This is a genomic window from Flagellimonas sp. S3867 (genome assembly GCF_014698935.1).
GTDB lineage: Bacteria > Bacteroidota > Bacteroidia > Flavobacteriales > Flavobacteriaceae > Flagellimonas.
Genome location: NZ_JACVMN010000001.1, coordinates 1,301,126 through 1,324,065, shown reverse-complemented (window position 1 = coordinate 1,324,065; position 22,940 = coordinate 1,301,126). Strand labels below are relative to the sequence as shown.

Genomic DNA, 22,940 nt, shown 5'->3' with positions numbered 1-22,940 from the left:
AGCACATGAAGCAGGACTATTACGAAATATTGGGAGTTTCCAAAGGTGCTTCGGCGGCAGAAATTAAAAAGGCTTATAGAAAAAAAGCCATAGAATTTCACCCAGATAAAAATCCGGGCGATGCCAAAGCTGAGGAAATGTTCAAAAAAGCGGCAGAAGCCTACGAGGTACTCAGTGACCCTGACAAAAAAGCCAAGTACGACCAGTTTGGCCATGCGGCCTTTGAAGGTGGTGCCGGATTTGGTGGTGGTGGCATGAATATGGATGATATCTTCAGTCAATTTGGAGATATTTTTGGCAGCGCTTTTGGTGGCAGCGGATTTGGTGGCTTCGGCGGATTTGGTGGTGGCCAACGCAGAGTAAAAGGAAGTAATCTTCGCATTCGGGTCAAACTAACTTTGGAAGAAGTAGCCGAAGGAGTTGAGAAAAAAGTCAAGGTCCGAAGAAAAAAGCAGGCTCAGGGTGTAACCTACAAAACATGTCCAACCTGTAATGGAAGTGGCCAGGTGATGAAAATTACCAACACAATTTTAGGTAGAATGCAGACCGCTACCGCCTGTAATACCTGCGGTGGAGCTGGACAGAGTATAGATAATCGCCCCAGTGGTGCCGATGCACAGGGACTTGTAGTTGAAGAAGAAACGGTTTCCATCAAAATTCCATCGGGAGTGGAAGAGGGAATGCAGCTCAAAGTCTCTGGCAAGGGTAATGAAGCTCCAGGAAATGGAGTGCCCGGTGATTTGTTGGTGGCCATTGAGACTCTTGAGCACGATACCTTGAAAAGAGAAGGGGATAACCTACATTACGACTTGTATATTAGCTTTTCCGAAGCCGTTTTGGGTAGTTCAAAAGAAATTGACACCGTTGGCGGAAAAGTGCGCATTAAATTAGAACCAGGAATTCAGTCTGGTAAGATTTTAAGATTACGCGGCAAAGGTATTTCAAGTATCAATGGTTATGGAAGCGGTGATTTATTGGTTCATGTAAACGTATGGACACCTAAAGAACTAAGCAGGGAGCAAAAAGATTTTTTTGAACGTATGCAGAGTGATGACAATTTTGAACCAAAACCTGAAAAATCGGATAAATCTTTTTTTGAGAAGGTAAAAGACATGTTCTCTTAGTGCAAAAGTTTACTGTTTAAATAAAAAACGTATATTTGAAACAGATGTTGGGCAACCAATATCTAATTTTCTTTTTCATAGCAATTTTTTTCCCATCCTTGATTTTTTTGAGGGTGGGTTTTGTTTTTATTGGGAGGCCTATCTTTTTGGGCAAATACATATCTTTGAAAAAACAGCTTAAATGGATGACATCCTTGTTGCCAAAAACGTTTCCAAGGCCTATGGAGACTACACTGCACTGAACAATATCTCTCTTAAAATTCCAAAAAACTGCATATATGGACTACTTGGGCCAAATGGCGCAGGAAAAACCACTTTTATTCGAATAATCAATCAAATAATCTATCAAGATGCTGGAGAAGTAATTTTCGACGGAAAACCACTTTCTCCAAGCCACATTGCCCATATTGGCTACTTGCCCGAAGAAAGAGGGCTTTATAAAAGCATGAAAGTAGGGGAGCAGGCACTGTATTTGGCCCAGTTAAAAGGACTCTCAAAAAGTGAAGCAAAAAAAAGACTGGAATTTTGGTTCGAACGGCTTCAGATTGGTGACTGGTGGAACAAGAAAATCCAAGAACTTTCCAAAGGGATGGCCCAAAAAATACAGTTTATCGTTACCGTTTTGCACGAGCCCAAACTGTTGATTTTTGATGAACCTTTTAGTGGATTTGACCCCATTAATGCCAATATTATCAAAGACGAGATTCTTCAATTAAAGGAAAAAGGAACGTCCATCATATTTTCTACCCACCGCATGGAATCTGTAGAAGAACTATGCGAATACATCGCACTCATCCACAAATCTGAAAAAATATTGGACGGGAAGCTGTCCGAAATCAAGAAAGCCTATAAAAACAACGTTTTTAATGTAGGATTGGAGGTAGAACAAGATGCCCATGCATTTTTAAAAGTATTGGAAGATAAATTCAACATACGCTCCCCTCGTTTTGATACGGCCGAGAACCAATTGGATTTTACCTTGCAATTGCCTTCCAATCGTACTTCCGAAGTCATTGCCGAATTATCGAAAAAAGCAAATATCAACCGTTTTGAAGAAACCATTCCATCTGCAAACGATATTTTCATTCAAACTGTAAACAAGAAGGACAATGATAGATAAGTTGAGGTTGATCATAAAGCGGGAGTATTTGGCAAAAGTGAGGAACAAGTCCTTTATAGTAATGACTATTTTAAGTCCAATCCTCATTGTTGGAATGATCGTGTTGATTGCCTTTCTAACTGATATCAATGACAATGAGAAAAGGGTGATTTCTGTTCTAAACCAAAGTGATTTTTTTGAAAGGGAGTTTACGGCTACAAAAAATACTTCCTACGTTCAGTTTGATAATATTTCTTTGGATGAGGCCAAGGATTCAACCATTTCACTGGGTTATTATGGATTGATTTATCTGCCATTTGGCAAAGATTTAGAGCAGGTAGCAAAAGGTGCTTATTTATTCACACAAGATAATCCGAATACCAATGTAATAGGAGGGCTGGAAAACATCTTCCAAAAAAGCTTGCGACAGAAACGTTTAGAGGGCTTGGGAGTGTCATCCAAGCAATTTTCAAGTATTGAAAAGCGATTCGAGCTTAATTTGGCGAGTTTTGATGGCGAAAAAAGTGTAAAAGGAATCAATGAAATAAAAGCTTTTATTGGTGGAGTTTTTGGTTACGCCATAATGATGTTCATTATAATTTATGGAGGCTTTGTGATGCGAAGTGTCATTGAGGAAAAGACCAGTAGAATCATTGAAGTAATCATTGCTTCGGTAAAACCCTTTCAGCTGATGTTGGGTAAGATTATCGGAACATCTTTGGCCGGAATAACCCAGTTTGCCATATGGATTGTTTCTGCCTCTTTATTACTTTTCATTTCAATGTTGGTTTTTAAGATTGACTTGAGCGCACTTTCTGGCGAAGCGAGCCTCGCTGCTCCTGGAATTCAGGGCATGCCACAGCTTGATAGCGAAATGATGTTATATGCCAAAGAGATCGTAAACATTCCATGGGCACTTTTAATCAGTTCGTTTTTGGTATATTTTATTTTGGGATATTTGATTTATAGCTCCATATATGCCGCGATCGGTGCCGCCGTGGATAACGAAACCGATACTCAACAATTTATATTTCCAATAATTTTACCCTTGATGTTGGCCATTTATGTTGGATTTTTCTCTGTTTTCAGTAATCCCCATGGACCTATAGCCGTTGGTTTTTCCTTGTTCCCGCTTACTTCTCCCATTGTTATGCTAATGCGATTACCAGGAGGTATTGGAGAAGGAGGTGTACCTTTGTGGCAATTATTGCTGTCCATTACCCTTTTGATAGTCACTTTCTTAGGGATTGTTTCATTGGCAGCAAAAATTTACAGAATCGGAATTTTAATGTACGGTAAAAGGCCGACCTATAAAGAACTGTTCAAGTGGTTAAGGTATTAAAACAATGCAGGACAATAACAGCGAAATAAAGGAGATTATTCAAGAAGATATCTGGGGTTCCATAAAGGAATTTCTGAATTGGGGAATCCATGTGGGCGAAGGTGAGAAGTCTATTCATTTGACCGTCGGATTACTACTGCTGCTGGTTGTTGCCTTTGTTGCGACCAAATTTCTTCTAAAATGGCTTAGATATCTGTTTACCCGTAAGATGGAAACCGAGGATAAACAGAAATTCACCAGTGTCTTTAAGTTCATCAATTACGTTATTTATTTGGTTGTGGTATTGGTAACCCTGAGTGCAGCGGGAATCGATATTACATTGGTAATAACTGCATCTGCGGCTCTTTTTGTTGGTTTGGGACTTGCTCTTCAAGAGCTGTTTCAAGACATTCTTGGAGGAATCTTTATTATTGTGGACAAATCCCTTCAAGTAGGCGATATTGTCAAGGTAGATGGAAAGGTTGGAAAGGTATTTGAGATTAAACTCCGAACTACAAGAGCTATTACCAGAGATGACAAGGTCATTATAATACCCAACCATAAGTTTATTAGTGACATTGTTTATAACTATACACAAAACCATAAAACTACTAGGGAAAGTGTTAGTGTGGGGGTGTCTTATGGAAGCGATGTACAATTGGTAACGCAACTTTTGGAACAAGTGGCCGTTGAACAAAAAAGAGTGCTAAAAAGCCCAAAGCCCTTTGTGCTTTTTGATGATTTTGGAGATTCTGCACTTTTGTTTTCCATACATTATTTCACCAATGATATTTTTGGGGACCTAAAAATAAAAAGCGAAATACGATATAACATCAATACTAAATTTAAGGAACATGGCGTTAGCATTCCGTTCCCACAACGAGATGTACATTTAATTCCGACACAAAAACCTCAATAGCATAAAAACCTCGACATATCATACTACTATTAGGGTGCTTTTGGCTTCCGCAGGATTCTTTTATGCTACCTTGTTGCATGCCCAAAGTTCCGATGTGTTTAAGATTGATTACCTGAATATCCCTGAAAATGATACAGGCATAAAGACCCAGCGATATAAATTTTTGTTCAATCTGCCCATTAAGCTCAACGAAAAAAAAGACTACCTGATTGCTGGCATGGAATACAATAGGTTCGATATTGGTTATTCTCGCGAATTTCCCTTTGACAAAAGAGACCTGATTCGATTTCATGTTGTTGATTTAAACCTCGGATTTATCACCAAATGGAACGAAAACTGGAATTTGGTTACCATTATTACTCCAAGACTAGCATCGAACTTCACGCACGGTGCGATGACCGATGATTTCTTTTTAAATGCCACAGCGACCTTTTGGAAAGAAAATGCCAAAGCCGACAAACCTTATCGAATTGTCCTCGGGTTGTCCTATAATAGTACCACGGGACTCCCGGTACCTCTTCCTTTGGTAAGTTACTACCGAAGGTTTCACCCTAAATGGTCTTTCACCCTGGGAATACCACGATCAAACTTCAAACACCATGTTACCAAAAAGCATACGTTCGAACTGGCATTATTCTTGGATGGTTATTTTCTGAACATCCAAGACGATATCGTTTTGCCAACGAATCAACTGGGGTCCAAAATCTCTTTATCTGCATTGATAGGTGCAGTGGGTTATCAATATAATATTTCAAAACGGATGGCCCTATATGCAATTTTTGGACGGTCGTTTGAACAAGAGGGCAAGTTGAGAAATGATGACCGAGGCGATGTTTTTTTATTGAATGATGAATCAAATCTCTATATTAGGACTGGGTTCAAAATTGGAATTTTTTAAATAACAGACTATGTCAAAAATATTGGTAATTGAAGATGAATCTGCCATCCGAAGAGTGTTGGTAAAAATTTTGGGCGAGGAAAGTGATACCTATGATGTTCATGAGGCCGAAGACGGACTAAGAGGTGTTGAAGCCATAAAGAAAGACGATTTTGACTTGGTACTTTGCGATATAAAAATGCCCAAAATGGATGGAGTTGAAGTTTTGGAAGCCGCTAAAAAAATAAAACCCGAAGTCCCATTTATAATGATTTCAGGGCATGGAGATTTGGATACTGCTGTGAATACCATGCGATTGGGTGCCTTTGATTACATTTCCAAACCTCCAGATTTGAATAGACTTCTGACAACAGTTAGAAACGCCTTGGACCGGAAGGAGTTGGTAGTGGAGAACAAAATTCTTAAAAAGAAGGTCTCCAAAAACTATGAAATGGTCGGAGAGAGCAAGGAAATTGATGTTATCAAAGACATGATCGAGAAAGTAGCACCCACAGATGCTAGAGTTTTAATTACTGGCCCCAATGGTACAGGAAAAGAGCTGGTGGCGCATTGGCTACATGAAAAGAGTCAGCGCTCGTCAGCGCCATTTATAGAAGTAAATTGTGCTGCAATTCCTTCAGAATTGATAGAAAGTGAACTTTTTGGTCATGTAAAAGGGGCTTTTACATCGGCTGTAAAAGATAGAGCAGGTAAATTTGAGGCTGCCAACAAAGGAACCATCTTTTTGGATGAAATCGGGGATATGAGTCTATCGGCCCAAGCCAAGGTGCTTCGCGCCCTACAGGAAAACAAAATTTCCAGGGTGGGTACGGATAAGGATATCAAAGTTGATGTTAGAGTATTGGCGGCTACCAACAAGGATCTTAAAAAAGAAATAGCCGATGGTAACTTCAGGGAGGATCTGTATCATAGATTAGCAGTTATTTTAATTAAAGTACCATCTCTTAATGATCGTAGGGATGATATTCCCATCTTAATAGACCATTTTGCCAAAAAAATCGCATCAGAACAAGGTACGGCCCAGAAAGATTTTGCGAAAAAAGCCATTGATCTTCTAAAAGGATATGATTGGACCGGAAATGTAAGAGAACTACGTAACGTTGTTGAGCGCTTGATCATTCTGGGAGGCAAAGAAGTGTCAGAAGATGATGTGAAGTTATTTGCAAGTAAATAACTTACTCTTCCGAACATTCGCCCAATTTGTTCAAAGCCTCTTTGGCAATAGTTTTCACACGTTGGTGATATTCTTTTTTAGCAACCGTCAACTCCGTTTTGAGCAAGGTAGATTGCGCCTCTTCATGAATCTTGGTAATAAATCTGCTGGCCTCTTCACATTCCACCTCAGTAACCACTTTATCCAATGAGGTCTCAAACCCCAAAAGACATTTGTGTACAAGTTTCTTAAGGTCACCTTGAGGCAAAAGCGTACCTACCTCATTTTCCATGGCATCTTTAGTGTTCATAACCAAAAGATCGTTACCATAATGACTAGAGGTTTCCTGCTCAAAAACCCGTAGTACCTTAATACCAATAACGGTATTTTCCAAAGCTAGATGCAACCATTCCTTCGAATCCTCAAAAGATTTGGTTGCCGTAGCACTTTTTAAGTATGTAGAAGTCTTTTCCAAACTCTCTATTGCAGCAGAACAACCACAATCCAAAAAGTTCAACCGAGTCTTTTCAATACCATTTAGTGCTTTGAACGCATGGTATTTTGACATTTCGAAATCATCGGAAATAATAGCACTTTGCAGCTCACCTTTAATATACTCTATATTGGAACTTGCATATTCACATGCATTTCGGGTAGTGAATGAAGCCATTAATAATAGACTGAGAACGCCTATTATAAAGACTATAAGCAGGATAATCTTTCTTGTTTTCATAACGCTAGATTTGGGACAACGCGTCTGTTTGATTATCACTAAGTTACGTTGGGAGCTGGGCGAGCGACGAAAAAAATCGATAAAAAACGGTCAAAAACTATGAAATGTAAAAAGGATCGTTGAACGGTAGTTTTTAGGCGATGGTTGAAGGAATGACCAAAAAAAACTATATTCAGACCTATGGAAAAAATTGATTTGAGCACCTATCAGGTAGAAAATACCATAAAACTCTCTGAAAAAGCCACATTTACCAATTTTGGGGCTTCCGAAAAAGAATTGAAAAAAGAACTGGAAGATATACGGGAAAAGCTAGGAAAATTTCAGGATGTCCTATATGCCCATGGAAAATACGGGGTTTTGGTATGCTTACAAGGCATGGATACCTCAGGAAAAGATAGCCTGATCAGGGAAGTATTCAAGGATTTCAATGTTAGGGGAGTGGAAGTACACAGTTTTAAAGTCCCTACCGAACTGGAACTTAGTCATGATTATCTCTGGCGTCACTATATAGCCTTGCCGGCAAGGGGTAAATTCAGTGTTTTTAATCGTACGCACTATGAAAATGTATTGGTGACCAAAGTACATCCTGAATACATTTTAGGCGAAAACATTCCGGGTATTGAGTCGGTAGAAGACATTAATGCAACTTTTTGGGAACACCGATACCGCCAGATCAATGATTTTGAACGACATATTGCCGAAAATGGGACCTTAATATTCAAGTTTTACCTGCATTTGTCTAAAGAAGAACAACGGCAACGATTACTAAGAAGACTTCGATTAAAGGAAAAAAATTGGAAATTTTCACCCGGTGATCTTAAAGAACGGAGGCTTTGGAACCATTATCAAGATTGTTATGAAGAAGCAATAAACAGAACATCCAAAGAACACGCACCATGGTACATAATTCCTGCCGATAACAAAAAAGCGGCAAGGGTGATCGTGGCTTCCATTCTATTGAAAGCGTTAAAAAAATATAAAGATATTGAGGAACCCGAGTTGAGTGATAAAATAAAAAGTAACTTAGAAAACTTTAAACAAGAATTGGAAAAAGAAGCTGAATGAGAACAATCTTACTTTTAACCTTTTTACTGGTATCTACCCCATTTTTAGCACAATCAGAAGATGAAAAACAAATAAGGGCAATCTATGATCAAGCCCTTGCCAATGGCAAAGCGTATGATTGGCTCAATCACCTCTCCAACCAAATCGGGGGTAGACTCTCGGGCTCAGTACAAGCCCAGCAAGCAGTTGATTATACAAAAAATCAACTCGACTCCCTTGGACTTGATAGGGTTTGGTTACAACCCGTAATGGTGCCTAAATGGGTGCGGGGCACTCCCGAATTCGCTTATTTTGAAACCAAACCAGGACTCACCACCAATGTTCCTATTTGTGCCCTTGGAGGGTCAGTTGCAACGCCCGACGGTGGACTAAAAGCCAACATTATTGAAGTAAGCGGGATTGAGGAATTGGAAAAATTGGGAAAGGAAAAGATTAAAGGCAAGATTGTTTTTTACAATCGACCTATGGACCCAAAATTGATCAGCACTTTTGCATCTTATTCAGGATGTGTTGACCAGCGATATGCAGGTGCTGCAGAAGCAGGAAAGTATGGTGCTGCAGGTGTCATTGTACGTTCCATGACGCTTCGATTGGACAATTATCCGCACACTGGTTCCATGAGTTATGGGGATACCCCGGTTTCCGATAGAGTTCCGGCTGCCGCTATTAGCACTAAAGGTGCTGAATTGTTGAGTACCACACTGAAGCTTGATCCAGATATCAAATTCTTTTTCAGACAAAATTGCAAGCAGTTTGATGATGTGCAATCCTATAACGTTATTGGCGAAATTCGCGGAACTACACATCCGAATGAAATAATGGTCGTTGGAGGTCATTTGGATTCTTGGGATTTGGGAGATGGCTCACATGATGATGGTGCTGGCTGCGTGCAGAGTATGGACGTGTTGCGACTACTTAAAGAAACAGGTTATAAACCAAAGCGCACTCTTCGTGTGGTATTGTTTATGAATGAGGAAAACGGCTTAAGAGGGGGTAACAAATATGCCGAAGTGGCCCAAAATAAGAATGAAAAGCATGTTTTTGCACTGGAAAGCGACTCAGGTGGATTTACTCCAAGGGGCTTTTCTTTTGACTGTTCTGAGGAAAATTTGAAGCAGGTACAAAGTTGGAAAGGTCTATTCGAGCCTTATCTTATTCATATGTTTGTACAGGGGTATAGCGGAGCCGATATAGGTCCGTTAAAAAGCGAAGATCTGGTATTAGCAGGTTTACGCCCCGATTCTCAGCGCTATTTTGACCATCACCATGCCGAAAATGACACTTTTGAACATGTAAACAAACGTGAACTGGAGTTGGGAGCTGCAACTATGGCCAGCTTGGTCTATTTAATAGACAAATATGGAACCATTCCCAACAAGAAAATAAAGGGATAAGCATTTTTCGAGTTTGTTTAATTGAACAAGTGTTCAACAATAACTTCCGCAGCAACCTCACTACCTTTTACAGAAGGGTGAAATCCATCAGGGCCATAATAATCCAAATTGTTGGTGTTGTCAATGTATGCTTTCCAAACTTCGCCCACAGGAAGCAAAATTGAATTGTTCATTGCTGCAGCATCCGTATGGTTTATAATGACCCCATCAAAGGTGCCGTAATTGCTAATCGAAGGCCAGACCATAAAATAACATAGTTTAGCATCATTTTGTTCACATAAATCGCTGTACAATTTGCCGGATTCTATGAGCATTTGTCTACCCTCACTTTGCGATGAAGGTCCTTGTTGAATAATTACATAGTCATAATTTTTGCTCGAAATGAGTTGTTGCACCTCACCATCTGCCCAATGATCCACTATGGCATAATTGGGATACGCCACCATTTTAACCGTAATCTCTTTTCCTTGCGCTTCAACCCTATCCCTTACAAGTATGGGTAAATCATTAAAATAGGTGAGACTATTGCCAATAAACAAAATGCCAATGTTTTCATCGGGTATAGTGGTTTCTTGGTCGTTTGAGCAGGAATAGACACTCAGGATCATGAGTACCAAGGTTATGAGCTTATTCATATGTTGAAAAAATGTGGTTAGACGTACAATCAATTTCTCTGGCGAGGTTTCCTTCACACTCCATTTTATAAAATGCGATTGCATTTTCTTTGTTCTTTTGTATATCCATAATAAACTGAATTTAAATCTTTAAAAATACTACGGGGTTACATCTCCTCCATCGGTGATCCAATCCAAAGTAAAACTTGTAAAAACATTCCTTTGATAATTGTCGGTCTCATAAAATAGTCCAATTTTTCCATCTTTTAAAATACACAAAGAAGAGTAGGCCGCCATTTCTGATGCAATGGACTTTGCGTGCTTCCAGCTTTCACCTTCATCATAACTGACCTTTACGGTCAGATTTTTACGATCTGAACTGGAGCTGGGGTTGCTGAACAACAAACGATTTATGCCTTCATTTTTTGCCAAGCTATATCGAATTATACTGGCATTGCACGAGGGATCTATCAAGGTTGAATCTGCATGTGCTTCCCAACTTTGCCCATTGTTGCTGGATTTGTGAACATATCGCAATCCACTTTTGTTCACTCTGCTATTGACCATCCAGCTTCCGTCCGAAAGTTCAACAATTTTTGATTCATCACCCGGAGTAATTGGGGTATTAATTAGATACCAATTTTCACCATGGTCGCCACTTCCAAAAACAAAAATCCCCTTTTCTAGGTTTACCAAAGTATGCAGTAATTTACCCGAGCTTGTCTGAATTCCCTTGCCTGAAGTAATAAATTGAAAATCGGTGGTTGAGTTTTCCGGGGCTATTTGGTTGGTGATGTCGATAGGGCGTGACCAACTTTCTCCATGATCTTTGCTCTTTATTACTTTAAAAAGGTATTGGTCAGGATGAGTTTCCAAATTCATATAGTTGTAAAAAAGGAAAATCTCGCCCGTATCTTCGTCCAAAATCATTGAAGGGTCAGAGGCCGATTCCCCAAACGGATAGTCCACCAGACTTGCAATAGCTGACCAGGTTACACCGTTGTCTTCACTTTTTCGGATTACAATATTAATGTCTTTGTTATCCCTAAGATCATTACAAGATTCAACCCGTTCGTCAATAGCCGCGATCAAAGTGCCATTTAAAGTTGTTATGATAGAAGGAATTCTATAACAGGCCACATTTTGGTCAATTTTTGAGTCAAAAAGTGTTATGGATTGGATTTTTTCCTTCGAAATGGTTTTTTTATCATGTTTGCAGCTACTTAGTAACCCAAAACATGCAATGATAAAGATACTTGGGTATTTAAAGTGTAATTGGTTCATTTAAAAGATTTTACATTTCGATTCAACTGTATGTTTAGTCTAAATCTTTCAACGGAATGTTCCATGAGTTATTTTTCATGTCCATGGTTCCCCCTATTTGCTCTTTTATTATTTTATCGGTTATTAATAGACCTTTTTGGGCCATATTCTCAAAAGTATCAATGCCATCATTTGGAAAATTCTGGCGAGTCCTATGGATATTATATCGATTGGAAAATTTTCTGTTAAAGGTTTTTTCAATGCCCTCTTTTCCAACCATAAAACCGATTAAACCACCCCAAGTAGCAGTCGGATTATCAGAGTCCCATCCCGCCAGTGTGCCAATTTTTATAGTTTCCTTAAAATCCCCTTCACCATAAAAAAGACTTACCAAACTTGCTGCAAAGTTTATTCCGGCCGCAAAGCATCCGTTGCAATATAAGTTCTTGGAAGTTATGTCGTAGCCATCTTTTTGATTTACCTGATATCTTGTATAGATGGAATCCCTAGTTTGTTCCCAAGGAATGCCCGATTTGTATTTAGCAAGGGTGTAATCGAACATTTTGGCCGCATAAGAAGTGTCCGTAAGAACCTTCCTTCCCTGTTGGGCCATCCACATAATTTGCTGTGGCATGTTTCTGTCCGTATCAATTGTTGATGCCAAAGCATGCATGGTTACATAAAACTTTGAAATTTGCTCTGCTTCTTCACGCGCGGTGGTCTGGATGGGCAATTGGGCAATTGACAAAGCAACATCGGGCCTTGCAGGGGAGAACAGCCCAAATATCTCTGTTGTTAGTTGGGCATCGATCATTTCAAAATGCTCGTTGTTGTCCGGATTTCCCGTTTCAGGGGGCAGAACCCCCTCCTTCATTAAATCAAAAGCCCTTTGATTGGAAACCCATAAAAAATTCTCTTCTTCATGTTTTATGTGTTTTAACCAACCATCACGTATTTGTTTAGGGGTTAAAATATTGGTGTCTATTGAATGCATAAGATGTTGATATATGTATTCTATATCTGTATCATCATCAGCTCCCCAAATTTCAGTGGTGTCTCTAAAAACAAAATCAATTGTAGGTGATAGTTCGCTGGGAATGCCTTCGCCCCATATACTTGGCAAATCAGGGCTCCCCCAATCTTCACGAGTGTAAAAATTCCCCGTTTTAATTTCCCCGATATTGCCAATTTTATCCATCTCCGTTACCAAGCCTGTCCAATTGGCAATACATTGCCCCAACCAAAAACCATATAATTGATTGTAGTACCTGTCACGGGAAATACTAACATATTCAACACTATCTGGCTCAACATCAGCAGATTTTTCGGAATGCTTCTTTTTTTCCGTATTGCATGAGGATAAAAAGACCAGGCAAAATACCAATAGGATATGACTTTTAAACATGCTGGTTGGTTTGTGTAGCATTCGAGACTGTCATTGATAAATTCTTACATAATCTATTTGCATGGAGCTTTCAACAAAATTGGGGTCAATATCGGGTTCAATAGCAATATTCAAGATAATATACTGATCTGTGTCAAAGGGCCAGTTATCCGAATTTTTATGTGATGGATTGTACACGTAATGAATGTCTCCATCCACACTAAATGCCATTTTCTCTTTGGTCCATTCAACACTGTATACATGAAATTCATCTGACGCACTTGTTATGTTCTTACCGCTTAGGTTTACCACATCATGCCCGTAACTTGCGGCCGTGTGCACCGCACTTTGCACATAATCTTGATTCTTTCCCCAATGTTCTAGAATATCTATTTCACCACAAATTGGCCAATTTACCTCTCCAAATCCCTGTTTTTGCCAATATGCACCATCTTCGTTGATATTTTTATTCAACATCCAAATTGCAGGCCAGGTACCAACACCTTCTGGTAATTTAGCTCTAACCTCTACTCGTCCATAGGTGAAAGCGAATTTTGAATTTAATCTTGCAGAAGTAAATTGCTTAACCTCCCCTTGATCGTGAAATTCTTGTTTTTTGGCAACAATATTTAAAAGACCATCTTTTACATGGGAATTATCATCACGGTCCGTATAATGCTGAATTAAGCCTCCCCACCAGCTTCCGCCTGGGGGAAGTTTGGTTTGTTGAAACCACTTTTCCTTATTTATTGGGCCGTCATCTTCAAATTCATCAGACCAGACCAAGGTTTTGAATGTAGTTGAACTATTTGTGCCGAGATTTAGACTCTTGTGCATTGATGAAGAAAAGAGGATTAACCCGATAATTATCAAAATAAAAACAAGGGTTCGTTTGGTCATTATTGAAAATTTAATGTTATACAATCTTTGGAAGCATTGAAATTGACCTGTCAATTTCAAAATTTACAAAAAAGGAGCTATCATCAATCCTTGAAAGGGCATAAATATTTTCAAATAGGAAAAACATATGGTTTTTGGACTAGTCTTATAAATTTCATTGGGTCAGCATATAAAAGCTGTACCTTTGCGCCCTAAAAATTTTAATAATCCAGATACCATGCAAGACGGAATCTACGCAAAATTTAATACAACAAAAGGGGAAATTTTGGTAAAATTAACCCATGATAAAACACCTGGTACGGTAGGTAACTTTGTTTCCTTGGCTGAAGGGAATATGGAAAATACGGCCAAACCACAAGGGAATCCATATTATGACGGATTAAAGTTCCACAGAGTTATACCAGATTTTATGATTCAGGGTGGTTGTCCACAAGGAACCGGAACCGGTGACCCTGGATATAAATTTGATGACGAGTTTCATAGTGAATTAACCCATGAAAATCCAGGCGTGCTGTCTATGGCCAATGCTGGCCCTGGAACAAACGGAAGCCAGTTTTTTATCACCCACGTAGCCACTCCATGGCTGGATAACAAACACACCGTATTTGGGCATGTGGAACACGGTCAAGAAGTTGTGGATGCCATTGCCCAAGGCGATGCCATAGATAGTTTGGAAATTGTTAGGGTAGGTGATGATGCACAAGATTGGAATGCCATTGAGGCTTTTCGGACTTTTGAAGGGGCTCGTGAAAAGAGAATTGCTGAGGCCAAAGCCAAGGCAGAGGCTGAAATGGAAAAATTGGCGGCCGGTTTTGATACAACAGCAAGCGGACTTCGATATAAAATGATTCAACAGGGGAGTGGTGCTAATGCAGAAAAAGGTAAAACCGTTTCTGTGCACTATGAAGGTAGTTTGACCGACGGTCAAGTATTTGATTCTTCATATAGCCGCAATCAACCTATTGATTTTACTTTGGGTGTTGGACAGGTTATCCCGGGATGGGACGAAGGTATTGGTTTACTAAAAGTTGGTGACAAGGCCCGCTTTGTAATTCCATCAGATTTAGCATATGGAAGCGCTGGCGCTGGAGGAGTAATTCCACCGGATGCTACCCTTGTTTTCGATGTGGAGTTAATGGATGTGAAATAATTTTTAACGCCAGGCTATTTTAGCCCAGTTTAAAAAAAAGAAAGCCCCTTTAAGGGGCTTTTTATTTTGATCTATTCACACTTACCAATAGTAAGCAGAGATTTAGAGCGAGCAGTAAAAGTAAAACCGTAAAAAAAGTACCCATTGATGTAGAAATTTAGTTAGTGTTATCTATTTAGTTACTTTGGTTTAATAACAACCGAACGCAGAAAAACCCTACTTATTGTTTCTAATGACTACAAATTCAATGTATTAACATAAAAAAACTACTTTTTAGAACTGTTGACGCTCACTAGTAGCAACAATAAATTAATGACAAGCAAAACGGATAGAATTGCAAAAAAGGTACTCATGGTACAAGCTTATTTAGTGGTTATTGGGGGAACCTCATCTACAAGTTATGATTAACCTGCTCTAATTGAGCTTCTTAATCAATCGTTGGAGTATTTGAATTGACAAATACAAGTTTTTGGTTCATAGAGTAGATTGCAAAAGCTGGATAGGTTGCGTCGAATAAAAAGAAAAAAATCAATAAAAAACCCGGATCGTTAAATCCGGGTTTGTTCTATAAAAAAGTGTGTTGTTGACTTAATCTGTAACTTGTACATTTACGGCGTTCAATCCTTTTTTACCTTGTTGTAGTTCGAATTCTACAACGTCACCTTCTCTGATTTCATCGATTAAACCTGAAACATGTACGAAGTGATCTGTGTTTGAACCGTCTTCAGTGATAAAACCGTAGCCTTTTGAATCATTGAAGAATTTTACTGTTCCTTTACTCATTATAAAAAAAATTAAAAAATTAAATTGGTTGCAAAGATACAGTTAATTTGTTGAGAATTAACAAATTTGTCATTTTTCTCTTGAAACAGCTTCGGACTAGGTCGTTGGATCAGGTGTTAAACGCAGGTAAGGCTTGATTTCTTCTACCCCTCCGGCGAAAATACCTTTGGCTTCTTCGGTCGGGATTGATGGGCTTACAACTACCTTTTCTCCATGTTCCCAATTGGCTGGAGTAGCTACTTTATGATGTGCGGTGAGCTGTAAAGAGTCTACAACACGTAGTAGTTCATAAAAATTACGTCCAGTAGAAGCCGGATAAGTCAATGTCAATTTTACTTTTTTATCAGGTCCGACAATAAAAACAGAGCGTACGGTGAGTGTATCATCCGCATTGGGATGGATCATATCGTAAAGGTCGGAGACCTTTCTGTCCTCATCTGCAATAATGGGAAAATTAACGACGGTATTTTGGGTTTCATTAATGTCCTTGATCCATTCTGCATGTGATTCGGTTCCATCGACACTCAAAGCGATCATTTTTACATTGCGTTTCTCAAATTCTGCCTTGAATTTGGCAGCTGTGCCCAACTCGGTTGTACAAACCGGGGTAAAATCTGCAGGATGTGAGAAAAGAATTCCCCATCCATCACCCAGATAATCGTAAAAATTAAGGGTTCCCTGTGAAGTCTCAGCGGTAAAGTCAGGAGCAGCATCTCCTAATCGTATAGCCATAATGTTATTATTTTAGGTTGTTGAAATTTAAAATCCCATAAAATTAATAGATAATTTGAGCGGATAATTTTATAGAAGTTAAAAGTCTATTAAACTTTCAACCACAACAATGACTTTGATCATGTTAATGATTATTTGAAATGCAAAGTTCACTACTTTTATGCTATGGAAAAAGACACTTTGGAACAACTTCGCTATCCCATTGGAACATACAAAATTCCTGAAACAATTACCCAGGAACATTTGGATGAGTGGATTGATGTTTTGGAAAATTTGCCACAGCGATTGGAAGCTATGGTCACTCCTTTGTCCAACGAACAGTTGGAAACTCCTTATCGACCTGAAGGCTGGACGGTAAGACAATTGGTGCACCATATTTCGGACAGTCACCACCACAGTTATATCCGATTTAAATGGGGCTTGACGGAGAACAACCCGGTAATAAAACCTTATTTTGAAAAAGAGTGGTCCAAATTGTTCGATGCACGGTCGGCTCCCATTCAAATGTCATTGGATCATCTGAAAGCAGTGCATGCCAAATTGGTGTATATGCTTAAAGGACTTTCTGAAGAAGATTTACAACGCAAATTCACCCATCCTGAAGGGAACGAGGAAACTACCTTGGCTGAAAACGTTGGACGCTATGCTTGGCACGGCAGTCATCATTTTGCGCATATCGAAAATCTGATAAAAAGAGAAGGTTGGTAATTTAAAGTTGTTTTGTAAGAACCCACATGGCTTTTTCGGCTGTTTTGGCGCCAGGCAGACTTAATTCACTTTCTTTTTTTATTGTAAATCCATTTTTTTGATAAAAGTGGATGGGACCTCCCTTTTGCATAGTATCGAGCCATAATACCTGTTTGTCCAAACTTTTGGCATAAGTCTCAATTTCTGAAAGAACTTTTTTGCCAAATCCCCTGCCCGAAAATTCTTTTAGAAGGTATATTTTTTCGGCTAGCAGGGCCTTTTTAGCAGGGTGTTCGTCAAGTTTTGCGTTTTTGACCAATTTTACAATACCTATGGTATGACTTTCGACTTTTACCAGAAAATTAATACTGTTTGGGTCCATCAATTCTTTTTCGAGAACAGAAACGGTGAAACTAGTATTGATATAGGGATTGGAATTTTCGCCTTCCCATAGATGAAGATAATGTTGGTTGTACGACTTTTTTCCAACAGAAATATAGGTGGAAATCGTGGAGGGATTTACTGGTTCTAAGATAATTTCCTTGCTCATTTTAATTCTTCTCGCCGCCTTCCGGGCCATAAAATAGCACCCATGTTGAAAAATCGTCCGTAAAATTCTCGAACCGATGTTCTACTCCCGCGGGTATAAAAAGGAAATCCCCAGGCCCAAAAGTGGTACGAACACCACCGTTTAAAAACTCCCCAGTTCCCGAAACCACTACATAGACTTCATCCCTGGTATGCGGTTGTTGTAGATCTACCTTTTCGGGTTTATAGATTTCCACGGAAAGTGTCCCATGTTCAAAAAGGGTAAAAAATGGTGAATCTTGAGTTGCCAATTTCTTTAAGGCTTCCTGAGGGTTTATTTTCATGGTTCAATCAAATTTGATTTATCAAAATCGGCTCTAATTATTTGTCCTGGAGAACCGTAAGGTATTTGGGCCAAGGACCTGCTTCAACTTTATAATTCTTGGCCATTACGCGAGTAATTTGATTAATGTGCCCTAAATCGTGTACTACCCATGCTGCTAACAGTTGTTTGAGTGTAACCGGTCCAAATTCAGGATGTACCCCTGTCTTCATTAACGCTTGTTCGCCAATGTTCAAAGCTTTTAGCTTTTTAATATTTTCGGCTCTCAACTCACGAAATTTAGTTAGCAGTTGGTCCAAGGTCTTACCCTTACTATTTTTGAATTGGGCGAATCTGTCGTAGGGTTCAAACGCTTTGTTTTTTTTGTCGCCAAGAATAATCTCAGCTCTCGGAATCCAATCCGTTTTCTCACCGTGGATTAAATGCCCGACAACATCATATGGGCTCCAGGTATCACCTCCTTCATTGGTTGTTACCCATGCATCCGGAAGATCCTTCAGTAAATTTGAAATTACAGAAGGTGTTTTAGCAAGTATCTGTATGCTTTCTGTTAGGTTAAATTCCATTTGTTTGAGTCTAGGGTTAAGTGGTTGCCCATTTAATGTTGCAACCAATACTGGGTTTTTGGTTTTCATCAATAGCCTCACCTTTTAAAAGTGAATCTAATGCATTTCGCAAATCGTAACCGGTCAACGGAATCCCATTTCCGGGTCGTGAATCATCCAACTGACCACGATAAACCAATTTTATATTGGAATCAAATAAATAAAAATCGGGTGTACAGGCAGCATCGTACGCTTTGGCCACTTCCTGGGTCTCATCAAAAAGGTAAGGAAAGGAATAACCCTCTTCTTGCGCCTTCTTTTTCATTAAATGTGGAGCGTCTTGAGGATAATTAACAATATCGTTACTGGAAATAGCGATAAAGCCAATACCCTTAGATTGATATTCAGTTGCCATTCTTGTAATCTCGGGGTTTACATGGATTACAAATGGACAATGGTTGCAGATGAACATGATAACAGTACCTCTTTCTCCTTTAAGCTGTTCCAAGGCGTGTGGCGTATCCGTTACAGTATCAACTAATTTAAAATCTGGGGCCTTGGTACCTAAGGCCAACATATTGCTGGGAGTTCTTGCCATTTATTTAGTTTAAGATTTTTTGTTTCTTCAAAGCGTTACACGAAAAAGGGTGTCATTTGCTATACTCACCTTGCGCAAAAGAAGCCACAATGCTGCTATTAGGGGTTTTACAATTGTTTGGAAAGTCAAAGAAATAAATGCACTTGGGCAGCCCATTGGTAAAAGATATTCTAACCCAGCCCGCACTGCTACCTGAAAATCCTTTATAATTATAGTTTGCTTGGAGTTCCCTTGGTCTTCCTTGGTCATCCGTTGAATGTACCGTCAAACCAGCTATGCTTCCTGGAACATACCGATTAAAGGCCCATGTCTGAGCATGATTGGCAATCAGATCATTTGTAAGTTTCGACAAATTTTGAGCTCCTACCGGACCACCAGATTTTTTCATGGCCGTATACTTGCTTGTACCCTTCATTTTGATGGGGGCTTGATTCAGCGCAAATCGTTTTAGGTTTTCTTCAAAGCGTTTCACACCAGGATTGTTACAAGTATTGAGGTTGAAAAGTTGGGCCATATCGTTTTTTAGACCATTGGCTTTATGAATCATATCCACAGAATTGCCCATGGCATTCGGGTCTGCCATCATGGCCAAAGTATTTCGTAATACGTCGGCACTTTGAATTCTTTCTACATTCAATTTGGCTTCATAAAGATCACGACGAGCGAAAAGGCCAGAACCCACAGTTTTCCATTCAATACAAACTCTGCTTGTTTCAATACCATATCCATTTGTGGTGACTTCTTCAGTAGCACATACCCAGTTCATTATTTCCACTTTGTTAGTGGGAAGGGAAGAGGGGCATTGTCTGCCAAAAGTTCTTAGATATTGCTCGAAAATCATGAGAAAATGAGTGTCTTCGCGTTTCAATGCCACATTTTGAAACTCGCCTCTAAAAACATAATCAAAAAACTCGGCATTAAACAAACCGTCTGTGTTGAAGCTTAACGTTTGTTCAGCAACTTCAAGTCTGGACTGTTTTATATCCAAAACAGGACCAAAAGAGGTTGACAATGCCAATACAAATGGCAAAACCAATAGCTTAAACGAAAAATTGCTTATCCGCATATCAAAATTTAGTTACTCGTGAAAAATGGTATAAAGTATCGGGAGACAGTTTAAAGATACTAAAAACACTTTCCAAAATTAACCGTAACGCTAATATTACATCATTTGACCAAAGAAGATGGCATTCATGAGCAGTTTGTTTGTACCATACCAAAAAGCACGGAAATTGGTGTTATCGGTAAATAAAATCACCCTTCCTTTACCCATTCTGCTAACCTTGAACGGAACACTATTCTTGATCAATTCTGAATTTTCTTCTGAAATATATCCACTCAACAGGGGATTTCCAGTGTATTGGATGGGGTTGTCGTAACTGTTTTTTTCAGGCTTCAAATAAATATTGGTATTTCTGAAAAAAGCCAGTTTATCATTTTTGTAACCATAGTTTATGGGATGCGAACGGTCTAGATTTGCCTCAAAAATGGCACCTCCGGTTACTTGGGCACCGCTGAAACTGCTTTTCTGGTCAAACGCGATGTTTTTAGCCACCAGTGTATCCACCTTCAATTCCAATGGCATCAACTCCGATGTTTTGAACCAGTTGGCCACCGTGCGATATCCAATAACGGTACCTCCTTTTTTTACCCAATCTTTTATTTTTTCGGCTCCCTTTTTGTCCAAAATATTGTTTCCCCAACCGCTGGGTAAAATCAAATCCGTGTATTTATCCAAATCGACCGATTTAAAATAATCAGTATCCAATTTGGTTATTTTCATTTCATAACGGGTATCGAATAAATGCCAAATCTCACCTGCGTCATACGAACGGATTCCATCACCGACCAAAATGGCCACCTTTTGTTTTTTAATAGGGTCAAAGTCATTGCTTCCAAGATCTATACCTTGGGTAAGACCAGTGGATACTCCTGAAATGTGAATTCCACTTTCCTTTGCGATTTGGTTTAGGAAATTATAGAGTTGTCCTGAATCCAAAGTTTGATTTTGCACGGGTACCATGATGGTTCCGTAATCGTATTTTTTTCCTTCTAGGGTAAAAGGGGATTTGGCCGTTTTGGCTCGTAAACCTTTTTGCAAAATCTTGTTCAAGGCCTTTGGTGTGAAATATTCATGCCATTCAAAAAGATAGGCATAGTTACTTTTCTTGTCAAGCGAACCCTCCCGTGGTTGAAAATTGGTTACTTGGGGGCCTGCATTGGACATCGAACTTAGGTTGGCATAATCTAGATTGAAGGCCAGCGGAAATGTCCAAGCGGATACGTCATAAAAAAGGCTGTCTTTAAAAGTTGTCCTTTTTTCGAACATAGTATTGATCAAACGTGGATTTTTTTGATTTAGAGGCACGATATAACCATACCCTTTTTTGAATGTTTTTCCTGAAATAGAAACATCAGATGCAAGTTCGTGGAACTTTATTTTGTGCCTATTCAAAATCTCGGCCAAATGCCATGTTTTGGTAGCGTCCTTGCTATCGCCAAAGATGATGGCCTTAGATTTATTTCTGGCCCCTTCCGCTCGCATGTCGGCATAAAACTTTTGCTGATAATCCAAAATCTTGGCTCGCATATTTTTGGCTGCTTCTATGGTGGACAAAGCAGTGGTAAACTGGTTTCTTATGGTGAAAGGAAAAGTCAAAATCCCATTTTCACTCTCTTGAATATGTCCTCGAGAACTGGCTTGCTCAAATAGAATACCAATGCTTCCGTTGACATCAGGGAAGGTGGATCCCTTTCCGTAGTAATAATCATCAAAATTTTCTTCGGAATAATACAGCGACCCAATTTTATCTAATGCCTTAGCATGATAAGTAGCAATTTCACGGGTCAACTCTTGATTGACCTGTGGGGTTAACGGATTAACCCTGGAAGGTTCACCCGGTTGAAAGAAAAAAGAAGAGTTGGTACCCATTTCATGATGATCTGTAAGAATGTTTGGGAGCCATTTATGGAATGTGGTGATTCTGGCCCTACTTTCCGGCAATTGTACCGGCAGCCAATCCCGGTTCATATCAAACCAATAGTGGTTAGTTCTGCCCCCAGGCCATACTTCATGATATTCACGTTCGTTGCTGTCAGGGTTTAGATTTTGGCTTCTATTGGTGTTGGCCCAGTACGCGAAGCGCTGCAACCCATCTGGATTGAAACTTGGGTCTAAAAGAATGACCATATTTTCCAACAGCTCATCTATTTTTTGACCTTGGGCCGCTGCCAAATAATAGGCATAAGCAAGAGAGGCATTTGCTCCACTGGGTTCGTTACCATGGATGGAAAACCCTTGGTAAACCACGATGGGCATATCTGAAGTATTCGAAGAGCTGCCTGCTTCGGATAGTGCCAAGTGTTGCTCTTGGATGGATTTGATATTTTGATGGTTTTCCGGAGTAGTGATTGTTAGCAAAAGAATAGGTCGCCCTTCATAGGTTTTTCCCCTGTCTTCAATGGTAATTCTATCACTGGATGCAGCAAGTTTTTGCATGTAGTATACCAATTTATCATGGGTTACATGCCATTCGCCCACTTCGTGGCCGATAACTTCCGATGGTTTTGGAACATTTGGATTGTAAGTTACATCGTCGGGCAAGTAATAGTCAAGTTTTACATTTTGTGCGGAAAGGCTGAAACCCAAAAAGGCAAGCCATAAAAAGCTGAGTTGCTTCATGTGATAGTGTTGAATGAATTAGTCT

23 protein-coding genes are annotated in these 22,940 nt (G+C 39.4%); 10 read left to right on the top strand and 13 right to left on the bottom strand.

Annotation, left to right across the window (positions count from 1 at the left end; translation table 11 throughout):
• Positions 1-5: 5 nt before the first annotated feature.
• The 6 genes from dnaJ to IAG46_RS05945 all read left to right on the top strand — a co-directional run bounded on the left by dnaJ (position 6) and on the right by IAG46_RS05945 (position 6,535).
• The gene (dnaJ, locus tag IAG46_RS05970; protein ID WP_190809394.1) at positions 6-1,124 is read left to right on the top strand and encodes a molecular chaperone DnaJ; all 1,119 of its coding nucleotides are present in this window, start codon (positions 6-8) and stop codon (positions 1,122-1,124) included.
• A 181-nt stretch (positions 1,125-1,305) separates the two neighbouring features.
• Positions 1,306-2,244 (top strand): ABC transporter ATP-binding protein, encoded by a 939-nt coding sequence (locus IAG46_RS05965; RefSeq protein ID WP_190809393.1) that lies wholly within the window; start codon positions 1,306-1,308, stop codon positions 2,242-2,244.
• The gene (locus IAG46_RS05960; RefSeq protein WP_190809766.1) at positions 2,237-3,565 is read left to right on the top strand and encodes an ABC transporter permease; all 1,329 of its coding nucleotides are present in this window, start codon (positions 2,237-2,239) and stop codon (positions 3,563-3,565) included. Before IAG46_RS05965 ends, IAG46_RS05960 begins: the two co-directional genes overlap by 8 nt.
• 4 nt (positions 3,566-3,569) lie before the next feature.
• Complete coding sequence (locus IAG46_RS05955; protein WP_190809392.1) at positions 3,570-4,463, top strand: mechanosensitive ion channel family protein; 894 nt, start codon at positions 3,570-3,572, stop codon at positions 4,461-4,463.
• Positions 4,464-4,497: 34 nt separating this feature from the next.
• Positions 4,498-5,361, top strand: coding sequence for a DUF6268 family outer membrane beta-barrel protein (locus IAG46_RS05950; protein ID WP_368668167.1), 864 nt, complete (start codon positions 4,498-4,500; stop codon positions 5,359-5,361).
• Positions 5,362-5,371: 10 nt separating this feature from the next.
• Positions 5,372-6,535 carry a sigma-54 dependent transcriptional regulator gene (locus IAG46_RS05945; protein WP_190809391.1) on the top strand — a complete coding sequence of 388 codons (1,164 nt, stop codon included), beginning with the start codon at positions 5,372-5,374 and terminating at the stop codon, positions 6,533-6,535.
• A 1-nt stretch (position 6,536) separates the two neighbouring features.
• On the opposite strand, the gene IAG46_RS05940 is transcribed toward IAG46_RS05945, so the two are convergent.
• Complete coding sequence (locus IAG46_RS05940; RefSeq protein WP_190809390.1) at positions 6,537-7,247, bottom strand: hypothetical protein; 711 nt, start codon at positions 7,245-7,247, stop codon at positions 6,537-6,539.
• A 180-nt stretch (positions 7,248-7,427) separates the two neighbouring features.
• Between IAG46_RS05940 and IAG46_RS05935 the strand changes: the two genes are divergently transcribed.
• Positions 7,428-8,312: a PPK2 family polyphosphate kinase gene (locus IAG46_RS05935; protein ID WP_190809389.1), complete on the top strand. Its 885-nt coding sequence runs from the start codon at positions 7,428-7,430 to the stop codon at positions 8,310-8,312.
• On the top strand, positions 8,309-9,706 hold the full coding sequence (locus IAG46_RS05930; RefSeq protein ID WP_190809388.1) for a M20/M25/M40 family metallo-hydrolase: 1,398 nt from the start codon (positions 8,309-8,311) through the stop codon (positions 9,704-9,706). The genes IAG46_RS05935 and IAG46_RS05930 overlap by 4 nt, the downstream gene beginning before the upstream one ends.
• A gap of 17 nt (positions 9,707-9,723) precedes the next feature.
• On the opposite strand, the gene IAG46_RS05925 is transcribed toward IAG46_RS05930, so the two are convergent.
• The 4 genes from IAG46_RS05925 to IAG46_RS05910 are packed head-to-tail and all read right to left on the bottom strand — an operon-like array spanning position 9,724 to position 13,867.
• Entirely contained in the window at positions 9,724-10,425 is a 702-nt protein-coding gene (locus IAG46_RS05925) for an SGNH/GDSL hydrolase family protein (protein WP_223826588.1), read from the bottom strand.
• A 54-nt stretch (positions 10,426-10,479) separates the two neighbouring features.
• Entirely contained in the window at positions 10,480-11,604 is a 1,125-nt protein-coding gene (locus IAG46_RS05920; RefSeq protein WP_190809387.1) for an exo-alpha-sialidase, read from the bottom strand.
• 34 nt (positions 11,605-11,638) lie between these two features.
• Positions 11,639-12,988, bottom strand: coding sequence for an ADP-ribosylglycohydrolase family protein (locus tag IAG46_RS05915; protein WP_190809386.1), 1,350 nt, complete (start codon positions 12,986-12,988; stop codon positions 11,639-11,641).
• A 30-nt stretch (positions 12,989-13,018) separates the two neighbouring features.
• Positions 13,019-13,867: a family 16 glycosylhydrolase gene (locus IAG46_RS05910; RefSeq protein WP_190809385.1), complete on the bottom strand. Its 849-nt coding sequence runs from the start codon at positions 13,865-13,867 to the stop codon at positions 13,019-13,021.
• A gap of 217 nt (positions 13,868-14,084) precedes the next feature.
• On the opposite strand from IAG46_RS05910, the gene IAG46_RS05905 reads away from it, so the two are divergent.
• A complete protein-coding gene (locus IAG46_RS05905) occupies positions 14,085-15,017 on the top strand; it encodes a peptidylprolyl isomerase (RefSeq protein WP_190809763.1) in 933 nt (310 codons plus the stop codon).
• 588 nt (positions 15,018-15,605) lie between these two features.
• On the opposite strand, the gene IAG46_RS05900 is transcribed toward IAG46_RS05905, so the two are convergent.
• Positions 15,606-15,800 (bottom strand): cold-shock protein, encoded by a 195-nt coding sequence (locus IAG46_RS05900; protein WP_190809384.1) that lies wholly within the window; start codon positions 15,798-15,800, stop codon positions 15,606-15,608.
• Between the two features lie 96 nt (positions 15,801-15,896).
• On the bottom strand, positions 15,897-16,535 hold the full coding sequence (locus IAG46_RS05895) for a peroxiredoxin (RefSeq protein ID WP_190809762.1): 639 nt from the start codon (positions 16,533-16,535) through the stop codon (positions 15,897-15,899).
• A 162-nt stretch (positions 16,536-16,697) separates the two neighbouring features.
• On the opposite strand from IAG46_RS05895, the gene IAG46_RS05890 reads away from it, so the two are divergent.
• The gene (locus IAG46_RS05890) at positions 16,698-17,240 is read left to right on the top strand and encodes a YfiT family bacillithiol transferase (protein ID WP_190809383.1); all 543 of its coding nucleotides are present in this window, start codon (positions 16,698-16,700) and stop codon (positions 17,238-17,240) included.
• Position 17,241: 1 nt separating this feature from the next.
• Here the strand turns inward: IAG46_RS05890 and IAG46_RS05885 are convergent, their stop codons facing one another.
• The 6 genes from IAG46_RS05885 to IAG46_RS05860 all read right to left on the bottom strand — a co-directional run bounded on the left by IAG46_RS05885 (position 17,242) and on the right by IAG46_RS05860 (position 22,915).
• Positions 17,242-17,769, bottom strand: coding sequence for a GNAT family N-acetyltransferase (locus IAG46_RS05885; protein WP_190809382.1), 528 nt, complete (start codon positions 17,767-17,769; stop codon positions 17,242-17,244).
• A 1-nt stretch (position 17,770) separates the two neighbouring features.
• Complete coding sequence (locus tag IAG46_RS05880; RefSeq protein WP_190809381.1) at positions 17,771-18,091, bottom strand: cupin domain-containing protein; 321 nt, start codon at positions 18,089-18,091, stop codon at positions 17,771-17,773.
• Between the two features lie 37 nt (positions 18,092-18,128).
• The gene (locus tag IAG46_RS05875) at positions 18,129-18,656 is read right to left on the bottom strand and encodes a DinB family protein (RefSeq protein WP_190809380.1); all 528 of its coding nucleotides are present in this window, start codon (positions 18,654-18,656) and stop codon (positions 18,129-18,131) included.
• A gap of 16 nt (positions 18,657-18,672) precedes the next feature.
• Positions 18,673-19,233 (bottom strand): thioredoxin family protein, encoded by a 561-nt coding sequence (locus IAG46_RS05870; RefSeq protein WP_190809379.1) that lies wholly within the window; start codon positions 19,231-19,233, stop codon positions 18,673-18,675.
• A gap of 52 nt (positions 19,234-19,285) precedes the next feature.
• Complete coding sequence (locus tag IAG46_RS05865; RefSeq protein ID WP_190809378.1) at positions 19,286-20,299, bottom strand: hypothetical protein; 1,014 nt, start codon at positions 20,297-20,299, stop codon at positions 19,286-19,288.
• 96 nt (positions 20,300-20,395) lie between these two features.
• A complete protein-coding gene (locus IAG46_RS05860; RefSeq protein ID WP_190809377.1) occupies positions 20,396-22,915 on the bottom strand; it encodes a M14 family metallopeptidase in 2,520 nt (839 codons plus the stop codon).
• Between the last annotated feature and the right edge of the window lie 25 nt (positions 22,916-22,940).

Excerpts from the sequence above, each read along its gene's own strand:
- IAG46_RS05880 (WP_190809381.1), bottom strand. The coding sequence starts at position 18,091 with ATGAAAATAAACCCTCAGGAAGCCTTAAAGAAATTGGCAACTCAAGAT.
- IAG46_RS05945 (WP_190809391.1), top strand. The coding sequence starts at position 5,372 with ATGTCAAAAATATTGGTAATTGAAGATGAATCTGCCATCCGAAGAGTG.
- IAG46_RS05955 (WP_190809392.1), top strand. The coding sequence starts at position 3,570 with ATGCAGGACAATAACAGCGAAATAAAGGAGATTATTCAAGAAGATATC.
- IAG46_RS05940 (WP_190809390.1), bottom strand. The coding sequence starts at position 7,247 with ATGAAAACAAGAAAGATTATCCTGCTTATAGTCTTTATAATAGGCGTT.
- dnaJ (WP_190809394.1), top strand. The coding sequence starts at position 6 with ATGAAGCAGGACTATTACGAAATATTGGGAGTTTCCAAAGGTGCTTCG.
- IAG46_RS05870 (WP_190809379.1), bottom strand. The coding sequence starts at position 19,233 with ATGGCAAGAACTCCCAGCAATATGTTGGCCTTAGGTACCAAGGCCCCA.
- IAG46_RS05900 (WP_190809384.1), bottom strand. The coding sequence starts at position 15,800 with ATGAGTAAAGGAACAGTAAAATTCTTCAATGATTCAAAAGGCTACGGT.
- IAG46_RS05915 (WP_190809386.1), bottom strand. The coding sequence starts at position 12,988 with ATGTTTAAAAGTCATATCCTATTGGTATTTTGCCTGGTCTTTTTATCC.
- IAG46_RS05935 (WP_190809389.1), top strand. The coding sequence starts at position 7,428 with ATGGAAAAAATTGATTTGAGCACCTATCAGGTAGAAAATACCATAAAA.
- IAG46_RS05890 (WP_190809383.1), top strand. The coding sequence starts at position 16,698 with ATGGAAAAAGACACTTTGGAACAACTTCGCTATCCCATTGGAACATAC.
- IAG46_RS05875 (WP_190809380.1), bottom strand. The coding sequence starts at position 18,656 with ATGGAATTTAACCTAACAGAAAGCATACAGATACTTGCTAAAACACCT.
- IAG46_RS05920 (WP_190809387.1), bottom strand. The coding sequence starts at position 11,604 with ATGAACCAATTACACTTTAAATACCCAAGTATCTTTATCATTGCATGT.
- IAG46_RS05865 (WP_190809378.1), bottom strand. The coding sequence starts at position 20,299 with ATGCGGATAAGCAATTTTTCGTTTAAGCTATTGGTTTTGCCATTTGTA.
- IAG46_RS05925 (WP_223826588.1), bottom strand. The coding sequence starts at position 10,425 with ATGCAATCGCATTTTATAAAATGGAGTGTGAAGGAAACCTCGCCAGAG.
- IAG46_RS05965 (WP_190809393.1), top strand. The coding sequence starts at position 1,306 with ATGGATGACATCCTTGTTGCCAAAAACGTTTCCAAGGCCTATGGAGAC.
- IAG46_RS05905 (WP_190809763.1), top strand. The coding sequence starts at position 14,085 with ATGCAAGACGGAATCTACGCAAAATTTAATACAACAAAAGGGGAAATT.
- IAG46_RS05910 (WP_190809385.1), bottom strand. The coding sequence starts at position 13,867 with ATGACCAAACGAACCCTTGTTTTTATTTTGATAATTATCGGGTTAATC.
- IAG46_RS05885 (WP_190809382.1), bottom strand. The coding sequence starts at position 17,769 with ATGAGCAAGGAAATTATCTTAGAACCAGTAAATCCCTCCACGATTTCC.
- IAG46_RS05930 (WP_190809388.1), top strand. The coding sequence starts at position 8,309 with ATGAGAACAATCTTACTTTTAACCTTTTTACTGGTATCTACCCCATTT.
- IAG46_RS05860 (WP_190809377.1), bottom strand. The coding sequence starts at position 22,915 with ATGAAGCAACTCAGCTTTTTATGGCTTGCCTTTTTGGGTTTCAGCCTT.